10 protein-coding genes and 1 tRNA gene are annotated in these 16,971 nt (G+C 74.4%); 1 reads left to right on the top strand and 10 read right to left on the bottom strand.

What is annotated here, in order from left to right; translation table 11 throughout:
- Window positions 1-150: 150 nt before the first annotated feature.
- Complete coding sequence (locus ACFU6K_RS01405; RefSeq protein ID WP_380660218.1) at window positions 151-1,293, bottom strand: hypothetical protein; 1,143 nt, start codon at window positions 1,291-1,293, stop codon at window positions 151-153.
- A gap of 244 nt (window positions 1,294-1,537) precedes the next feature.
- Between ACFU6K_RS01405 and ACFU6K_RS01400 the strand changes: the two genes are divergently transcribed.
- Window positions 1,538-1,750: a hypothetical protein gene (locus ACFU6K_RS01400; RefSeq protein WP_380660217.1), complete on the top strand. Its 213-nt coding sequence runs from the start codon at window positions 1,538-1,540 to the stop codon at window positions 1,748-1,750.
- A gap of 130 nt (window positions 1,751-1,880) precedes the next feature.
- Here the strand turns inward: ACFU6K_RS01400 and ACFU6K_RS01395 are convergent.
- From ACFU6K_RS01395 to ACFU6K_RS01355, 9 genes are all read right to left on the bottom strand, one after another.
- A tRNA-Thr gene (locus tag ACFU6K_RS01395) sits at window positions 1,881-1,954 on the bottom strand.
- 81 nt (window positions 1,955-2,035) lie between these two features.
- Window positions 2,036-2,686 (bottom strand): leucine efflux protein LeuE, encoded by a 651-nt coding sequence (gene leuE / locus ACFU6K_RS01390; protein WP_380660216.1) that lies wholly within the window; start codon window positions 2,684-2,686, stop codon window positions 2,036-2,038.
- A 108-nt stretch (window positions 2,687-2,794) separates the two neighbouring features.
- Complete coding sequence (locus tag ACFU6K_RS01385; protein WP_380660215.1) at window positions 2,795-4,504, bottom strand: alpha/beta hydrolase; 1,710 nt, start codon at window positions 4,502-4,504, stop codon at window positions 2,795-2,797.
- Between the two features lie 132 nt (window positions 4,505-4,636).
- On the bottom strand, window positions 4,637-5,872 hold the full coding sequence (locus ACFU6K_RS01380) for a hypothetical protein (protein ID WP_380660213.1): 1,236 nt from the start codon (window positions 5,870-5,872) through the stop codon (window positions 4,637-4,639).
- 229 nt (window positions 5,873-6,101) lie between these two features.
- The gene (locus ACFU6K_RS01375) at window positions 6,102-7,313 is read right to left on the bottom strand and encodes a DNA polymerase III subunit delta' (RefSeq protein ID WP_380660230.1); all 1,212 of its coding nucleotides are present in this window, start codon (window positions 7,311-7,313) and stop codon (window positions 6,102-6,104) included.
- 225 nt (window positions 7,314-7,538) lie between these two features.
- Window positions 7,539-11,042 (bottom strand): dTMP kinase, encoded by a 3,504-nt coding sequence (gene tmk, locus ACFU6K_RS01370; RefSeq protein WP_380660212.1) that lies wholly within the window; start codon window positions 11,040-11,042, stop codon window positions 7,539-7,541.
- A gap of 157 nt (window positions 11,043-11,199) precedes the next feature.
- Window positions 11,200-14,100 carry a type I DNA topoisomerase gene (gene topA, locus ACFU6K_RS01365; RefSeq protein ID WP_380660211.1) on the bottom strand — a complete coding sequence of 967 codons (2,901 nt, stop codon included), beginning with the start codon at window positions 14,098-14,100 and terminating at the stop codon, window positions 11,200-11,202.
- Between the two features lie 390 nt (window positions 14,101-14,490).
- Window positions 14,491-14,949 carry a DUF3592 domain-containing protein gene (locus tag ACFU6K_RS01360; protein WP_380660210.1) on the bottom strand — a complete coding sequence of 153 codons (459 nt, stop codon included), beginning with the start codon at window positions 14,947-14,949 and terminating at the stop codon, window positions 14,491-14,493.
- Between the two features lie 262 nt (window positions 14,950-15,211).
- A complete protein-coding gene (locus ACFU6K_RS01355; RefSeq protein WP_380660209.1) occupies window positions 15,212-16,744 on the bottom strand; it encodes a methyltransferase in 1,533 nt (510 codons plus the stop codon).
- Window positions 16,745-16,971: the final 227 nt, after the last annotated feature.

Here is a 16,971-nt window from a genome sequence, read left to right as displayed (position 1 = left end):
CAAGGGGCGGGGTTGTCCGGCGGCGCACGCCGGGCAGCCTGGCCGGTCCCACTGCTCGGTGTGTGCCTCGGCGCTGGCGAGCGCCGCTGCCGCAGTCGTGCCCGTACGCCGTGACCCGTTCCTACAGCTCAACGCCCAAACCGGGCCGGGTCAGTTCCCTGGCGTATGGTCGAGGCCCAATGCATTCCATGTGGCAACTATCATATTGGCCAGGTCGGGCTTATTCATGATCCAGCCCGTGTTACCGCTCGCAACAGCATGGCGTATCACACTAATGATGGATTCGTCGGCCTCAGCAGGCTGGACCGTGCGTGCCCGCATGTAGTGCTTGAAGAGCGCGGGGAGTTGCTGCGGTCGCGTCGCAGTCTTCTCCTTCAGGCAAACAAGAGGGAGGAACCACGTTTCGAAAGCCACCCTCGTCCCGGCGCTCGTCTTGTAAGCCTCATACACCACTTGGAGGTCAGCGATGCCGTCATACGGGAGATGGCCGTGGAGGGCGTACTGGAGGCGGGTGCCGTCGTGTTCGCGGAAGTGTTGGCCGTGGGCGGCGATGTGGTTGGCCGCGTTCTGGGTGATGGTCATGACGGCCACCTCTGCCTGGTGCCTTCGAGCGGCCGCAAGGACAGTGGCGTGGATGCCGACGCGCGGGTCGAGGACGAGGTCGCTCAGGCCGAGGGGCGAAAGGTCGATGCCGTGGTCTCGGATTCGGGAGAGGATCAGGCGCCTGGCGACGTTGCCGGCGGTGTTCTGCAGGTGCTTGGGCTGCTGGCGGTGGCTGGCATGGATGTCCGAGCGGTCGAGGACGGGGCGGTCCCTCGTGAGTTCGGCGACGAGGTGCAGGCCGGTGCGCTCTCGTGTATCGGTGCTGCCGCAGGCGTTGCATGGGTGGCCGCCGGTGCCAGTCATGTGGCCGCAGGCCCGGCAGGTGGGGACGGTCTCGCGGCTGATGGTGAGGGTGCCGGCGCGGAGGTTGTTCTCGATCATCTCCAGGGCGAGGCCGGCGACCTCGGCGTCGGTGTCGGTCATGATGCCGCCCACCGGGGACTGTCCGGGCGGGTACTTGTCGGCTATCAGGTCGGCCTCGAACCGCTGGCGGGGGATCTTCGGGCCGTCGGCCTGGCGGTGGCGGAGGTCTCCGGCGAGGGTGACGGTGTTCCACAGGTGGGGTGCGGGCGGTAACCCGAGGATGGCGTTGAGCGCGGCGGCGAGGCGGATGCCGACGGCCTTACCGGGGCGGGTGGCGAAGGTGAAGGGCCCGTTCTGGACGGGCCCGTTGAGGAACAGGTGTCGCACGGGCTCCTCCTAGATCAGCGGGGTGGTCGTTCCCGTCCGGGTGAACCGGCCGTCTCGCAGTTCGTACTGGAGGATCGCAGCGTTGGGCATCTTGCCCTTCCGCTCCTCGGCGAGGATCTCTGGCAGGGTGCAGGCTTCGAGCAGGGCTCAGAGCGCCACCGCGGCGGTCTGGTGAGTGAAGGCGACGACGGCGCGAGACTCCTGTACTTCGGCCTGGGCGAGGGCGGCGAACTCGGCGGCCCGGTTGAGCCACTCTTCCATCAAGATCACCTCGGACATCTACACGAGCGCCCTGCCTGAGATCGCCAAGGACGCCGCCGAGGCCGCCGCGAAGCTCGTCCCCCTCCAGCGGAAGTCCGAAGCCGAGGCTCGCGCCAAGGCCGCAGCCGAAACCGAGAAGGCCAAGCGGAAGGCCGCCAAGAAGGCGAAGTCCAAGGCCAAGAAGACCAAGCGCTAAACCAAGATCAACACCCGCGCTCACGCATCGCTCACGCAAGCGATCTTGTAGCGCACCGCTGACGCCTGCTCACACGCCAAGAAACGGCAAAAGGCCCAGGTCATGGGCTAGATGACCTGGGCCTTCACTGAGCCGCCTGCGGGATTCGAACCCGCGACCTACGCATTACGAGTGCGTTGCTCTGGCCAACTGAGCTAAGGCGGCACCGCTGCCGTGTGTGGCGGCAACGCGGGCCAGTCTACACAGGTTCGCGGGTGATCCGTACCCGGTATCCGGGGGCGGCGGTCAGGCGGAGGAGACGGCGAGTTTGGCGGCGAAGCCGGCGAAGAGGACGGCGACGCCGCTGGTGAGGGTGGCGGAGAGGCGCTTGCGGCGGCGGAAGGCGGTGGCGAGGGTGGTGCCCGCGAAGATGAGGAGGGAGAGGTAGAGGAAGCTGAAGGTCTGGAGGATGCCGCCGAGGAGGGCGAAGGAGAGGGCGGGCTGTCCGTAGGCGGGGTCGACGAACTGGGTGAAGAAGGAGAGCAGGAAGAGGATGGCCTTCGGGTTGAGGAGGCTGATCACCAGGGCGCGGCGGAAGGGGTTCTCGGTGGATTCGGGGGCCGGTTCGGCGGTGGGGTCGGCCGCGGCGCGGTGGTCGCGCCAGAGTTGGCGGGCGGCGCGGAGCATGCCGTAGCCGATCCAGAGCAGGTAGGCGGCGCCGCCGAACTTGACCACGGCGAAGACGGCCGGGTTGGCCTTGAGCAGGGAGGCCGCGCCCAGGGAGGTGAGGCTGATCAGGGTGAGGTCGCCGATGAAGACGCCGGCCGCGGCCCGGTAGCCGGTGCGGATGCCCTTGCGGGCCGCGACGGACAGCACGTACAGGGAGTTGGGGCCGGGCAGCAGGATGATGACGAGGGCGCCGAGGACGTACGTCGCCAGGTCGTTGACTCCGAGCACGATGAGCTCCGGTGCAGGGGAGGGTGGCAGGGGACGCTCATCGTAACGTCGTACCGGTAATCGGTTGAAGTGAGAACCACCTGTCGGTCTCCCGGCTCCGGGCGCGCCCTACCGGTCGCAGCGCTTGCCCTGTTCCGGGGCCTCCCCGGTCAGCAGGAAGCGGTTCACCGCTCCGTCCACGCAGGTGCTGTGCCGGCCGTACGCGGTGTGGCCGTCGCCGTCGAAGGTGAGCAGGCGGCCGGACTCCAGCTGGTCGGCCAGCGACCGGGCCCAGGCGTACGGGGTGGCCGGGTCGCGGGTGGTACCGATGACGACGATCGGGGCGGCGCCGGCGGCCCGGATGGTGTGCGCCGTACCGGTGGCCCGGACCGGCCAGTACGCGCAGGTCAGGGCCATCCAGGCCATGTCGCGGCCGAAGTGCGGCGAGACCCGCTCGAACTCCGGCACGGCCCGCTGGACGTCCTCCGGCCCGCGGAACGGGGCGGGCAGGTCGAGGCAGTTCACCGCGGTGTTGGCGAACATCAGGTTGGGGTAGGAGCCGTCCGCCTCGCGCCCGTAGTAGTCGTCGGAGAGCTTCAGCAGAGCGGTGCCGTCGCCCGCCTTGGCGTCGGCGAGCGCGGCGCGCAGCTTCGGCCAGAGGAAGTCGGCGTACATGGCCTGGATGACGCCGGTGGTCGCCTGGGACCCGGTGAGCCGGCGGCCGCCCTCGGTGGTGGGCAGCGCGGCGGCGCGGACGCCCTCCAGCAGGGCGGTGAGCTGCTCGCCGACCTGCTGCTCGGTGCGGCCGAGCGGGCAGTCCTCGTGCGTGGCGCAGTCCCGGGCGAAGGCGGCCCAGGCGGTCTCGAAGCCGCCCGCCTGGGTGCGGTTGCCGGTGACGGAGTCGAGCGCCGGGTCCATCGCGCCGTCCAGCACCAACCGTCCGACCCGGCTCGGGAACAGCCCGGCGTAGGTGGCGCCGAGGAAGGTGCCGTAGGACTTGCCGACGTAGTTCAGCTTCTCGTCGCCGAGCAGGGCGCGCAGCACGTCCATGTCGCGGGCGCCCTCGACGGTGCCGAGGTGGCCGAGCGCCGCCCCGGCCTGCTTGCGGCAGCCCTCGGCGAACTCCTTGTCGGCCGCGATCAGCGCGTCGATCCCGTGCTGGTCGCCAGGGGTCAGGTCGACGGCGGTGTAGGCGTCCATCCGGTCGCCGCTCAGGCAGCTGACGGGGCTGCTGCGGCCCACCCCGCGCGGGTCCAGGCCGACCAGGTCGTACCGGGCGCGCACCCCGTGGTCGTACGTCCGGGCGGCGGCCTCCAGGTACTCGACGGCCGAGCCGCCGGGCCCGCCCGGGTTGAGCAGCAGGGAGCCGATCCGCGCGCCCGGGGAGGCGGGAGGGGAGGAGGAGGCTTCCGCCGCCGCGCGGGCGGCCGCCAGGGTGAGGTCGCCGTCCCCCGGGTGGTCGTAGTCCAGCGGCACCCGGAACGTGGTGCACTCGAACCCGCTGTCGCAGGGCTGCCAGGCCAGGCGTTGCGCGTAGTACGGCGCGAGCGCGGCCGGGACGGCGGCGGGCAGCGGCTCCAACGGGGTGGCCCCGGACGCCCCGGCTGCCCCGGACGCCGCCGCGGCCGCCGGGGCGGAGGGCCCGCCGGAGCCGGCCGGGTCCGAGGGGGACGCCCCCGGCGCCGCGGACGGATCGGCGCCGCACCCGCCCGCCAGCAGCCCGGCGACGACCAACGCCGCAGCCAGTGCCCGCGTCCGTGCCTGCGCCCGCGTCCGTGCCTGCGCCCGCGTCCGCGTCCGTGCCCACGCCCGTACCGGCGCCCGCCCGAAGGCCCTCATCCGCCACCACTCCGCAATCGACCAGCACGTGGAACAACCCGTGGAACAACTGGTGGAGCACCCCGGAGGAAACGCCGCTGCCCGGCACCCCTCCCCGGGGTACCGGGCAGCGTAGCGCCGCCGGACGGGCGCTCAGGACGGCTTGGCCAGCGCCTCGGCCAGGAACTGCGCCGCCTGCCGGACCAGCCGCAGCCGCTCCCGGTCGGGGGTGAAGTCCTGCACGTTGTCCGAGATCCGCACGTCGGCCTTGGCCGCCGCTCCGGGGCCGGCCTTCAGCGCGGACTGGAGCTTGCGGGCCGCCTCCAGCCCGGCGGAGTCCGCCTTGGCGGCGGCCAGCAGCAGCCTGGCGGAGCTGCCGGCCGGGGCCTCGGCGCCGGTCTGGGTGAGCGCGGTGGCGTCGTAGCGGCCGGAGACCGCCGCGGCCGCGCCGTACAGGTCGGGCCGGGACAGTCCGGCCGCGGCCGCGCAGGGCGCGCCGCCGTCGACGCCGAGGGCACCCCAGGAGGCCGGGCCGGGCGGCAGGGTGCGGAAGGAGGCCGCGATGGTGGTGCGCAGCGTCGCGTCGTCGGCGACGGCGGCCGGGGCGGCGGCGACCAGCTCGCAGGGGTGCGCGGTGCCGTTCGGCGCCTCGGGGGCGACCAGGATGAACGGGCGGGTCCTGCCGGTCTGGAGGGCCGACCCGATGCCCTCGAAGACGTCCGGGACCTCGGCGTCGGCGGTCTTCTGGGGCGCGGCCGCGTGCATCACGACGACCGGGAAGTGGGTGTTCGGCTCCTTGGCGTACTGCGGCGGGAGCCAGACCCGGACGTTGCGGGGGTGGCCGTCGGGGCCGAGCACGGCGGACTGGAGCAGCTCGCCGCCACCGGGGTGGCCGACGCTGTCGAAGCGGCTGGCCACGGCGGGAGCCACGGCGGGTCCGGCCGCTCCGGCAGCTCCGACGGCGGCAGGGGCGACCGGAGCGGCACCGGCGCCGGCAACAGCACCGGCAGCAGCAGCGGCCGACTCGGCGGCCACCGGCGGCGCCGCCTGCTGCGGCCGGGCCACCGTCCCCGCACCGCTCCCGGCGCCCGACCCCGCCCCCGAGCCCGCGCTCCCCGCGTCCACCACCGGCTCCGCCCGGTCCGGCTCCTGGACGTCCCGGCCGAGGCCGCCGAACGCGCCGAGCGTGGTGAGCACCGTCAGGGCGGTGACGCACACCCCGCAGACCATCGCCCCGGCCGCCCGCACCAGCATCGGCAGGCGGTCGCCGGCCAGCTCGTAGGTCTCGGCGGCGCGCAGGTCGCGCCAGCGCTGTCGGGCGCCCCGGGCCAGCCAGATCCCGCCGAGGGCGGCGGCCAGCAGGGGAATGACGAGGAGCGAACGAACCACGGGACGCACCACCTCTGGAGGGGGCCGCGCCGAACCGGAACCGGCGCGTACGGGAGGCGACCGCCCCGGCAGCGGGCGCAGTCGGCCCCCAGCGTGCACAACGGGCGGACCGTCACACGACGGTGTGCCCGGCGAGTGTCGCTCGTTCACTCGAAGGTGGGACGGCGTATCGCCCCGGGAGGCGTACCGGTACCACCTGCCGGAGCAGTCGGGAGAAAGAGCCCGGCCCTCAGCCCGCGCGCAGCGCCACCGTCATCGCCTCGACCGCGAGCAGTGGGTCCACGTTGCGGTCCAGCGCCCGGCGGCAGGCCAGCACCGCCTCGATCCGGCGCAGCGTGCCCTCCGCGGGCCCGGCCTGGGCCACCCGGTTCAGCGCCTGCCGCTGGTCCTCGTTGGCGAGCGCGCCGGTGGAGCCGAGCTGGATGGCGAGCACGTCCCGGTAGAAGCCGAGCAGGTCGAGCAGGGCGACGCCCAGGGTCTCCCGGCGGGTGCGGGTGGCCCGGCTCTTCTGCCGCTTCTCCAGCTCCTTGACCGCGCCGGCCATGCCGCGCGGCGCCTTGCTGCCCTCGGAGGCGCCGTAGGCGGCCTTGAGGTCGTCGGTCTCCTTGGCGTCCTGGGTCTCGGCGAGCGCCTCGGCATCGGCCTTGGCGGTGTCGACCAGGCGCTGGGCGGCGGTCAGGCAGCCGCCGATGTCGCCGACCTCCAGCGGGATGCGCAGCACCTCCGTCCGGCGCGTCCGGGCCTGCTCGTCGACGGCGAGGCGGCGCGAGCGCTCGATGTCGCCCTGACCGGCGAGCGCGGCGAGCCGGGCCGTCTCCGGGTCGACGCCGTCGCGGCGGACCAGGGTGTCGGCGACCGCCTCGGCCGCGGGGGTGCGCAGCACCAGCAGGCGGCAGCGCGACCGGATGGTCGGCAGCACGTCCTGGACGGAGGGGGCGCAGAGCAGCCAGACGGTGCGCGGGGAGGGCTCCTCCACGCCCTTGAGCAGCGCGTTCGCGGCGGCCTCGGTGAGGCGGTGGGCGGCGTCCACCAGGATCACCGACCAGCGGCCGCCGGTCGGGTAGCTGGAGGCGCGCATGACCAGGTCGCGCATGTCGCCGACGCCGATGGAGAGGCCGTCGGTCCGGACGTACTTGACGTCGGCGTGGCTGCCGGCCAGCACGGTGTGGCAGCCGTCGCAGAACCCGCAGCCGGGCGTGCCGCCGAGCGCGAGGTCCGGGCTGGTGCACTGGAGGGCGGCGGCGAAGGCGCGCGCGGCGGTGACCTGCCCGGCGCCGGGCGGGCCGGTGAACAGCCAGGCGTGCGTCATCAGGGAGGCGTTCACACCCTCGACCGGGGCGGCCCCGCGACCAGCCTCGATCGTCGCCCCGGCCGCCCGGGCGGCGGCGGTCAGCTGCTCGACCACCCGGTCCTGGCCCACCAGGTCGTCCCAGACGGCCACTGCTGCTCCCAAGCTCCGTACGGCAGCGCCATCGGCGCCTCTTCCCCGCCGTCGAGCATACGTCTCCGCTCCGACACCCACTGCTCCGTCCGGGGGACGGCGAAGGGCGCGGCGGAGGGCACGGCGGACGGGAAGGCCGGTCCCGCGCACGACGGACCGACACCCGACGGAACGCGGCGGCGCCGCCGGGGACCCGCCCCGACGGCGCCGCGCCCGCGTGTCCGGTCAGCCCCGACGGCCCCAGCGACGGCCCTTGCCCTTGCCGTCGCCCTCGCCCTGGGCGTTCCCACGGCCCTCGGGCCGCTCCGCACCGCCCTGGGCGGCGCTCTGCGGGCCGGCGTACGAACCGCCCTGGCCCGGGCCGCCGTGCTCCCAGCGCGCCCACTCGTCGTGCGAGCCGAGCAGGGTGTCGGTGAGGCTCGGCAGGTCGTCCATCGGCGTCTCCTCGGCCCACTCCGGCCGCGGCCGCTCGGCGGCCGGCTCCGCGCCGACCACCGGCAGCTCGCGGGTGCTGTCGACCGGCTCCGCGCGCCCCGGCGCCTGCGCCGCCCGGCCCTCGGTACGACCCTCGGTACGGCCGTCGGCGCGCCCGGGCTCAATCCGCGGCAGCACCTCGGTCCGGTCGGCCTCCGCCGGGACCTTCGGCAGCACGGCCGTCTCGTCCACCGCCGAGGCCGGTACCACCGGCAGCCTGGCGGTCTCGTCGACCGCACCGGCGGTCCCGCCGACGGCCCGACGGGCCTCGGCGGCCTTGCGAGCCTCGGCGGCTTCGGCCGCCCGGACGGCCGCCTGCCGGTCCCGCGGCGACAGCTCGCGCGTCGCCTCGTCCCCGAGCCCGCCCGACGAGACCTGAGCCGACGAGGTCTGAGCCGACGACGCCGAAGCCGACACCTGCGACGAAGCCTGAGCCGCGTCCCGCGGAGCGCCCTCCGGGATGTCCCGGACCGCTCGCAGCTCCGTAGTCGCCTCCGCCGAGCCGGAGCCCGAGCCAGAGCCCGCCCCCGGCCGCCCCTCGGCCCGCCCCTCCGCCGACTCCGCCGCAGCGGCCGCAGCCGCGAGCGCGGCGGCCTGCGCCAGCCGCGCCTCCTCGGCCCGCTGGAGCGCCTCCTCCGCCCGGCGGCGCTGCTCCTCGCGGGCGAGCTCGCGCTGCCGCTGGAGCTCGGCCTGGGCGGCCGCCTCGTCGGCGAGCCGCTTGCGCTCGACGGCCTCCGCGGCCAACCGGGCCTCCTCGGCCGCGCGGAGCCTGGCCTCCTCCGCGGCACGGCGCTCGGCCTCCTCCGCGGCCCGTCGGCGCGCCTCCTCCTCGGCCTTGCGCCGGGCCTCGGCGGCGGCCCGTTCGGCCTCCTCCTTGGCCAGCCGCTCCTGCTCCGCCTGCTCGGCCCGCAGCTGCGCCAGCACCTCCTGCCGCTTGCGCTCGGCGGCCTCCTCCTCGGCCTTCTTCCGGGCCTCCTCGGCGGCGCGGCGCTCGGCCTCCTCCTTGGCCAGCCGCTCCTGCTCGGCGCGGGCGGCCTTCTCCTGCTCGGAGAGCGGCAGCTCGCGGTCGAGCCGGTGCCGGATGGCGGTGGTGACGAAGTCGGGGGCCTGGCTGCCGTCCACGACCAGGTAGCGCGCCGGGTCGGCGGCGGCGAGGGAGAGGAAGCCGGCCCGGACCCGCTGGTGGAACTCGGTGGGCTCGGACTCCAGCCGGTCCAGCGCCTCGGTGAAGCGCTCGCGGGCCCTGGTCGGGTCGACGTCCAGGACGACGGTCAGGTCGGGCAGCAGCCCGCCGGTGGCCCAGCGGGAGATCCGGGAGACCTCGGTCGCGGCCAGGTCGCGCCCGGCGCCCTGGTAGGCGATGGAGGAGTCCATGTACCGGTCGGTGATGACCACGGCGCCGCGGGCGAGGGCCGGCCGGATGACGTTCTCGACGTGCTCGGCGCGGTCGGCGGCGTAGATCAGCGCCTCGGCGCGGTGCGACAGGCCGGTGTTGCCGACGTCCAGGACGAGGCCGCGCAGCCGCTGGCCGACCGGGCTGCCGCCGGGCTCGCGGGTGAGCACGACCTCGTGCCCCTTGCCGCGGATCCACTCGGCGAGCGCCTGGGCCTGGGTGGACTTGCCGGCGCCGTCGCCGCCCTCCAGGGCGATGAAGAAGCCGGTGCCCGCGCCCCGGTGCGGCACCGGGCCGCCCGCGCCGCGCACCGAGTCCACCAGGTCCCGGACGAACGGCGCGGTGCCGCGCCGGTCGTCGGTGCGCAGCAGCACGACCGCGGCGAGCACCAGGGTGAGCAGCCCGGAGGTGGCGACGGCCAGGGCCGCGCCGCCGTGGATGAAGGTGAAGGAGCCGGGCTCGACGGTGCCGTACTCGACGTCCCCGTAGGCGGCGGCGATCAGCGGGACGACGACCAGCGCGGCGGCGACCACGGCCCGGAGCACCGCGAACAGGTGCTCGGTGACCTTCGGCAGCCGGGCCTCCTCGACCTCCTGGGCGAGCAGGGTGCGCCCGGCCGAGACCACGATCCCGGCGGCCAGGCCGGCCAGCACGGTGAGCAGCAGGACCAGTACGAAGTCGAGCACCAGGCCGGCCAGGATCAGCGCGACGCCCTGGGTGAGCAGCGCCAGCGCGAGCAGCCGGCGGCGGGACAGCGAGGGCAGCGTGGCCCGGGTGAGCCGGGTGCCCAGGGCGGGCGTCCCGGCGGCGGCGAGCACCAGCAGGCCGTAGCCGATCGGCCCGGCGCGGTGCTCGGCGGCGGTCAGCAGCGCGAGCGCGGCGACGCCCGCCATCGAGGCGTAGCCGGCCGCGACGGCGAAGGTGAAGTACGGGGCGCTGCCGGTGCGGCCCTTGCCGAGCGCGGGGCCGGGGGTCGCGTCGGTCGGGGCGCGCAGGCCCTGGAACGGGGAGACCGGGGCGGCGGTCACCGGGCCGCCGGGCAGCTGCTGGAGGTAGCCGCGGACCGCCGAGGCGGCGAACAGCCCGGCCGCGCCGAGCGCCGCGAAGGTGAGCTGGTGGGCGCGGAGCCAGTCGGAGCCGACGGCCGCGCCGATGTTGTTGAGCAGGGTGAAGGCCACCAGGCCGACGGCGCCGAGCGGCACGGTCACCCAGCCGGTGAAGCGGTCGATGCTCCGGACGCTGTCCAGGTTGGCCGCGGCCGGGCGCTGCTCGGCGACCGGCAGGTGCGGGTTGGCCGGCGGCAGCAGGCCCGGGACGGCGGCGGACTTGGCGATCCCCCAGACCCGCTCGGCGGCACCGGTCACGAACACGGTGGCGAGCAGGACGTAGACGGCGGCCCCGGAGGGCTTGGCGGCGGAGCCCAGCCAGACGCTCCACCAGGGCGCGAGGCCGATCAGCAGGGCGCGCAGCACGTCGGCGCCGAACAGCGTCCAGCGCCGGTCCAGCTTGCCGGTGACCAGCCGGTGCACCGGGCCGAGCAGCGCGACGCCGACCAGTCCGGTGGCCAGCACCCGGACGGCGAGGACCGCGGCGAGGGCGAAGGCGAGGCTGCGCGGCAGGCTGCCGAACTGTCCGCCCTGGGCGGCGGCGATCACGGTGAGCGCGAGCAGCACCAGCAGACCGAGCCGGTCGGCGGTGCCGCCGATCAGCTGGGTGGTCCACAGGCGCCGGTAGGCACGTGTCCGCAGCAGGGCCCGGGCCCGGTCCGCCGGGCTCCCGGCGGGCGCGACCTCGGGCAGGTCGAACGCCCGGGCTCTGGCGGCCGGGGCGGCGCTGGGGGTGGGCTGCTCCTCGCTCGTCATACGGTCAGCGTAGCGGGCGGGGCCTGGCCGGAACGCTGCGAACGGGCTTCCGGATCGCGCTCATCACCGGGTTGTGACGTAGCCCGCACGGACCCGACGGACCTCGGGCCCGCACCCCCGGGATCGGGGGCACGGGCCCGGCTGCCGTGACCTGGGATCAGCCCTCGTCGGCGGCCGTGGCCTTGCCGACCGCCGTCTTGCTCGCGGTGGTCTTCTTGGCCGCCGTCTTCTTCGCCGCCGCCGTCTTGGTGGTGGTGGTCTTCTTCGCCGCGGTCTTCTTCGCCGCGGTCTTCTTCGCGGCCGCGGTCTTGGTCGCCGCGGTCTTGGCGGTGGTCGTCTTCTTGGCCGCGGCCTTCTTCGCCGGGGCCTTCTTCGCCGCCTTCTTCACCGGTCCCCGCGCCCGCTTCTCGGCGAGCAGCTCGTACCCGCGCTCCGGCGTGATGGTCTCGACGTCGTCGTCCTTGCGGAGCGTGGCGTTGGTCTCGCCGTCGGTCACGTACGGGCCGAAGCGGCCGTCCTTGACCACCACCGGGCGCTCGCTGACCGGGTCGTTGCCCAGCTCCTTGAGCGGCGGCGCGGCGGCGGCCCGGCCGCGCTGCTTGGGCTGGGCGTAGATCGCCAGCGCCTCGTCGAGGGTGATCGTGAAGAGCTGGTCCTCGCTGGTGAGCGAGCGGGAGTCGGTGCCGCGCTTGAGGTACGGGCCGTAGCGGCCGTTCTGCGCGGTGATCTCCGCGCCCTCGGCGTCGGTGCCGACCACCCGCGGCAGCGAGAGCAGCCGCAGCGCGTCCTCCAGCGTGACGGTGTCCAGCGACATCGTCTTGAACAGCGAGGCGGTGCGCGGCTTGACCGCGTTCTTGCCGGTCTTCGGCGTGCCCTCGGGCAGGATCTCGGTCACGTACGGGCCGTAGCGGCCGTCCTTGGCGACCAGCATGTTGCCGCTGACCGGGTCCGCGCCGAGCTCGAAGTCGCCGCTGGGCTTGGCCAGCAGCTCCTCGGCCAGCTCGACGGTGAGCTCGTCCGGCGGCAGCTCGTCCGGGATGTCGGCGCGCTGGCCGGGCTCGCCCTCGACCGTCGAGGCGCGCTCGACGTACGGGCCGTAGCGGCCGACCCGCAGGGTGATGTCGTCGCTGACCCTGAACGAGCTGATCTCCCGGGCGTCGATCGCGCCGAGGTCGGTGACCAGTTCCTTCAGGCCGCCCAGGTGGTCGCCGTCGCCGTTGCCGGCCTCGGCGGCGCCGCCCGCGGCGTGGCCCTCGCCCTCGCCGAAGTAGAAGCGCTTCAGCCACGGCACGGACTTCGCCTCACCGGCGGCGATCCGGTCGAGGTCGTCCTCCATCTTGGCGGTGAAGTCGTAGTCGACCAGCCGGCCGAAGTGCTTCTCCAGCAGGTTGACCACGGCGAAGGAGAGGAAGGACGGGACGAGCGCCGTCCCCTTCTTGAAGACGTACCGGCGCTGGATGATCGTGTCGATGATCGACGCGTAGGTGGAGGGGCGGCCGATCTCCCGGTCCTCCAGCTCCTTGACCAGCGAGGCCTCGGTGTAGCGGGCCGGCGGCTTGGTGGCGTGGCCCTCCGGGGTGATCCGCTCGGCGGCCAGCGGGTCGCCCTGGGCGACCTGCGGCAGCCGGCGCTCGCGGTCGTCGAGCTCGGCGTTCGGGTCGTCGGCGCCCTCGACGTAGGCCTTGAGGAAGCCGTGGAAGGTGATGATCTTGCCGGAGGCGGAGAACTCGACGTCCCGGCCGTCGGCGGAGGTGCCGCCGACGCGGACGGTGACGGACTGGCCGACCGCGTCCTTCATCTGGGAGGCGACGGTGCGCATCCAGATCAGCTCGTAGAGCCTGAAGTCGTCACCGGTCAGGCCGGTCTCGGCGGGGGTGCGGAAGCGGTCGCCGGACGGGCGGACGGCCTCGTGCGCCTCCTGCGCGTTCTTGACCTTGCTGGCGTAGGTGCGCGGGGCGTCCGGCAGGTAGTCGGCACCGTACAGCTGGGTGACCTGCGCCCGGGCGGCCGAGACCGCAGTGTCCGACAGCGTGGTGGAGTCGGTACGCATATAGGTGATGAAGCCGTTCTCGTACAGCTTCTGGGCCACCTGCATGGTCCGCTTGGCGCCGAAGCCCAGCTTGCGGCTGGCCTCCTGCTGGAGCGTGGTGGTGCGGAACGGCGCGTACGGCGAGCGGCGGTAGGGCTTGGACTCGACGCTGCGGACGGCGAACGCCGTCTGCTCCAGGGCGGCGGCCAGCTGACGGACCGCCTGCTCGTCCAGGTGCAGGGTGTTCGCGCTGGCGGCCTTCAGCCGGCCGTCCTGGCCGAAGTCGCGGCCGCTGGCGATCCGCTTGCCGTCGACGGCGGCCAGCCGGGCGCCGAAGGTCTCCGGGTTGGCGGCGTCGGCCGGGGTGCGGCCGGTGCCGAAGGTGCCGACCAGGTCCCAGTACGACGCGGTGCGGAAGGCCATCCGCTCGCGCTCGCGCTCGACCACCAGACGGGTCGCGACGGACTGCACGCGGCCCGCCGACAGCTTCGGCATGACCTTCTTCCACAGCACCGGCGAGACCTCGAAGCCGTACAGGCGGTCGAGGATGCGGCGGGTCTCCTGGGCGTCGACCAGGCGCTGGTTGAGCTCGCGCGGGTTGGCCACGGCCTCCTGGATCGCCGACTTGGTGATCTCGTGGAACACCATGCGGTGCACCGGCACCTTGGGCTTGAGCACCTGCTGGAGGTGCCACGCGATGGCCTCGCCCTCGCGGTCCTCATCGGTGGCGAGGAAGAGCTCGTCGGACTCCGCGAGCAGCGACTTCAACTTGCTGACCTGGGACTTCTTGTCCGCGTTGACCACGTAGATGGGCGCGAAGTCGTGGTCGACGTCCACCCCGAGCCGGCGCACCTCGCCGGTGTACTTGTCCGGCACCTCGGCCGCGGTGCTGGGGAGGTCGCGGATGTGCCCGACGCTCGCCTCGACGATGTAGCCGGGGCCCAGGTAGCCCTTGATCGTCTTCGCCTTGGCCGGCGACTCGACAATGACGAGTCGCTGTCCGTGCGCGGTCTCGCTGCTCGGGGACACCTTCGCTCTTCTCTCCCGGTCCTTATGTGGCTGGTCGGCGCCGGCCGCACGGGCTGCGCTCCGCCCGACCCCTCCACCGTCCCGGGGCTGCCGCGGCACGACACCCCCACCAGCGGAGTGTGACCGTACCCCGGCCACCCTTGTCAAACGGACGGATCCCGCTTTTTCACTTGCCGGCCTCACCGACGCCACTCGAACGGTAACCCGATGACGGAGGTTCGCGCCCCGTGGAGGGGGGCCTTCGGCAGGTTCCGGAGGATGGAATGACGGATTTCAAGATCTGTCAACGGAAAATCGACAGGTGGGCGCGGGATGGCGTGAATCCGCCCTGGGTGCTCGCCCTCGGATCTGTCGCGGCTCTCTCCCGGAACCCTCGCGGGGTGCGGGGGCTCAGCCGCCGACCGCGGCCAGGAGCCCGGCGCCCGCCGCCAGACACCCCACGCCCAGGACGCTCCACAGCAGGTCGACGACGGCCGCCCGGCCGACCTCCCCGGCCGCCAGCACCACCCGGCTCGGGCGCTGCGGGTCGTAACAGATCCGCACCGAGGCGCCTGGCGCGAAACGGTCCGGACGGCGCAGCGGGGTGTGCCCGCGCGGGCGGGCGATCACGAGCCCCGCGATCCCGCACGCGCCGGAGCCGCCCACCGAGGGCGGCACCGAGAAGGACAGCAGCGGCGCGCTGTCCAGCCGGCCGTGCACGTCGTCCTCGGCCACCACGGTGGCCACCGCCGGCGCCCCCCGGCGGCGCACCCGCAGGCGCAGGCCCACTTCGGCGGCGCACCAGAGCAGCAGCACGCCACCGAAGAGGGCGAGCACCGACCCGCCCACCATCGCCGTCGTCGTGTCCACCTCTGGCCCCCGGCTCCCCAGCTCTGTCCACAGCCTGTGGACAGAGCCTCACAGCGGAGGACCAACGGGAGACAGCCGCCCGGCGGCGGTCGGACGAACCAGGGGGTACGGACCGGTGAACCGGCCACGTCACGTCGGGGCCCGCCCCGGCGGCTCCGGTCTCGGGCTCCGGCCTCGGGCCCCGGTCTCGACGGGGCAGGCCTCGGCAGCTCCGGTCTCGACGGGGCAGGCCTCGACGGCGCAGGCCTCGGCGGCTCCGGTCTCAGCGGACCGGGTCGATGAACCCCTGCTCGGTCAGCAGGCGCAGCGACTCCGGCACCCGGTCCCGCAGGACCACCCGGTCCTCGCCGAGCAGCCGCGCGATAGCGTCCACGATCTCGCCCGCCGACAGCGTCCCGTCGCAGACCCCGACGAAGCCGGCGCCCACGGTGTCCACCTTGGTGGCCCGCCGCATGCCGCGGTTGTGACGCAGGATCACGTGCTCCGGGTCCTCCGCGCCGGGCGCGCCGACCTGCTCCTGGACCACCTCGTCGGCCAGCACGTAACGGGCCGCGAGCAGGCCCGCGTCGTCGTGCGAGCGGAGGAAGTCCTGCCGGTCGAACCAGGCCTCGATGTGCGGGCCGAGCGGCTGCTCCACGGGGTGCGGCCACTCCTCCACCCGGACGGTCGGACGCTCGGCGCCGCTCGCCCGCAGGGTGATCCAGCCCATGCCGATGCCCTCGACCCGGCCCGCCTCGAAGGCGTCCAGCCACTCGCCGTACCGGGCCTGGTAGTCGCCGCCGGGGCCGCGGTGGTCGCCGCCGTCACGCAGCCACAACTCGGCGTACTGGGCCACGTCCTGGACCTCGCGCTGGACGACCCAGGCGTCCAGCCCGGTGCCCGCGACCCAGCCGGCCAGCCGCTCGTGCCAGTCCTCGCCCTTGACGTGCTGCCAGTTGGCGAGCAGCTGGCAGTAACCGCCGGGCTCCAGGTGGTCGGCGGCCGAGCGGACCAGGCCGCGGCACAGGTCGTCGCCGGCCATGCCGCCGTCGCGGTAGGTGAACCGACCGCCCGGAGAGATCACGAACGGCGGGTTGGAGACGATCAGGTCGAACTTCCGCTCCCCGACCGGCTCGAAGAGGCTTCCGGCGGACACCTCGGTGCTGTCGAAACCGGACAGCGCCAGCGTCAGCTCGGTGAAGCGCAGCGCGCGCGGGTTGAGGTCGGTGGCGGTCACGGTCCCGGCGTGCCGGGCCGCGTGCAGCGCCTGCACGCCGGAGCCCGAACCGAGGTCCAGCGCGGCCCCGACGGGGCGGCGCACGGTGATGTTGGCCAGCGTGGTGGAGGCGCCGCCGACGCCCAGCACCAGGTCCTTGCGGGCCACCCCGTGCGCGGTCTCACCGGAGCCGATGCCGCCCGCGCCGCCCACCGCGCAGCCCAGGTCGGAGACCACCCAGGCGTCCGAACTGGGCATTCCGGCCACCTCGTTGGCGTACGGCCGGACGTCGACGGTGGCACGCACCAGATCGCCGTCGGGGCGCAGCCAGCCGTCCGCCAGGCAGTCCTCCACCGGCAGCGCGGCGGCGGCCGCCCGGTACGGGACCGGCTGCTGCAGCAGGAACAGCCGCACCAGCGTCTCCAGCGGACTGCCACCGCGGGTCGCCCGCAGCGCCGGGACCGCCTCGCTGCGGGCCAACGCCGAATAGCCGGTGGGCCCGAGCAGGTCCAGGCAGCCGTCGGCGGTGAACGAGGCGGCGAGCAGCGCCTCGCGGAACTTGGCGAGGCGGGTCGGGTCGAGAACGGGGCTACTGATCACCCCGCCATTGTCCCCCGCCGCCCGCCCCGCGGCCGCCGCTGCGACCCGCGGCCAGCGGACGGAAGCCCGCACCACCCCGCGCGCCCCCTGGAAGCCACCACGCGCCGCCCTGCCGGGGGCACCGAGTCGTTCAGCGGCGGGCCTGTGGTCGGGGCGCCAGCGCACGGGACGGCGGCTCACGGGACGGCGGCTCGCCGGCCCCGCCACCGGCCGGGCCGGTGTGCGGC

It is taken from the genome of Kitasatospora sp. NPDC057512, assembly GCF_042802135.1.
GTDB lineage: Bacteria > Actinomycetota > Actinomycetes > Streptomycetales > Streptomycetaceae > Kitasatospora.
This window is presented reverse-complemented; position numbering and strand designations above follow the sequence as displayed.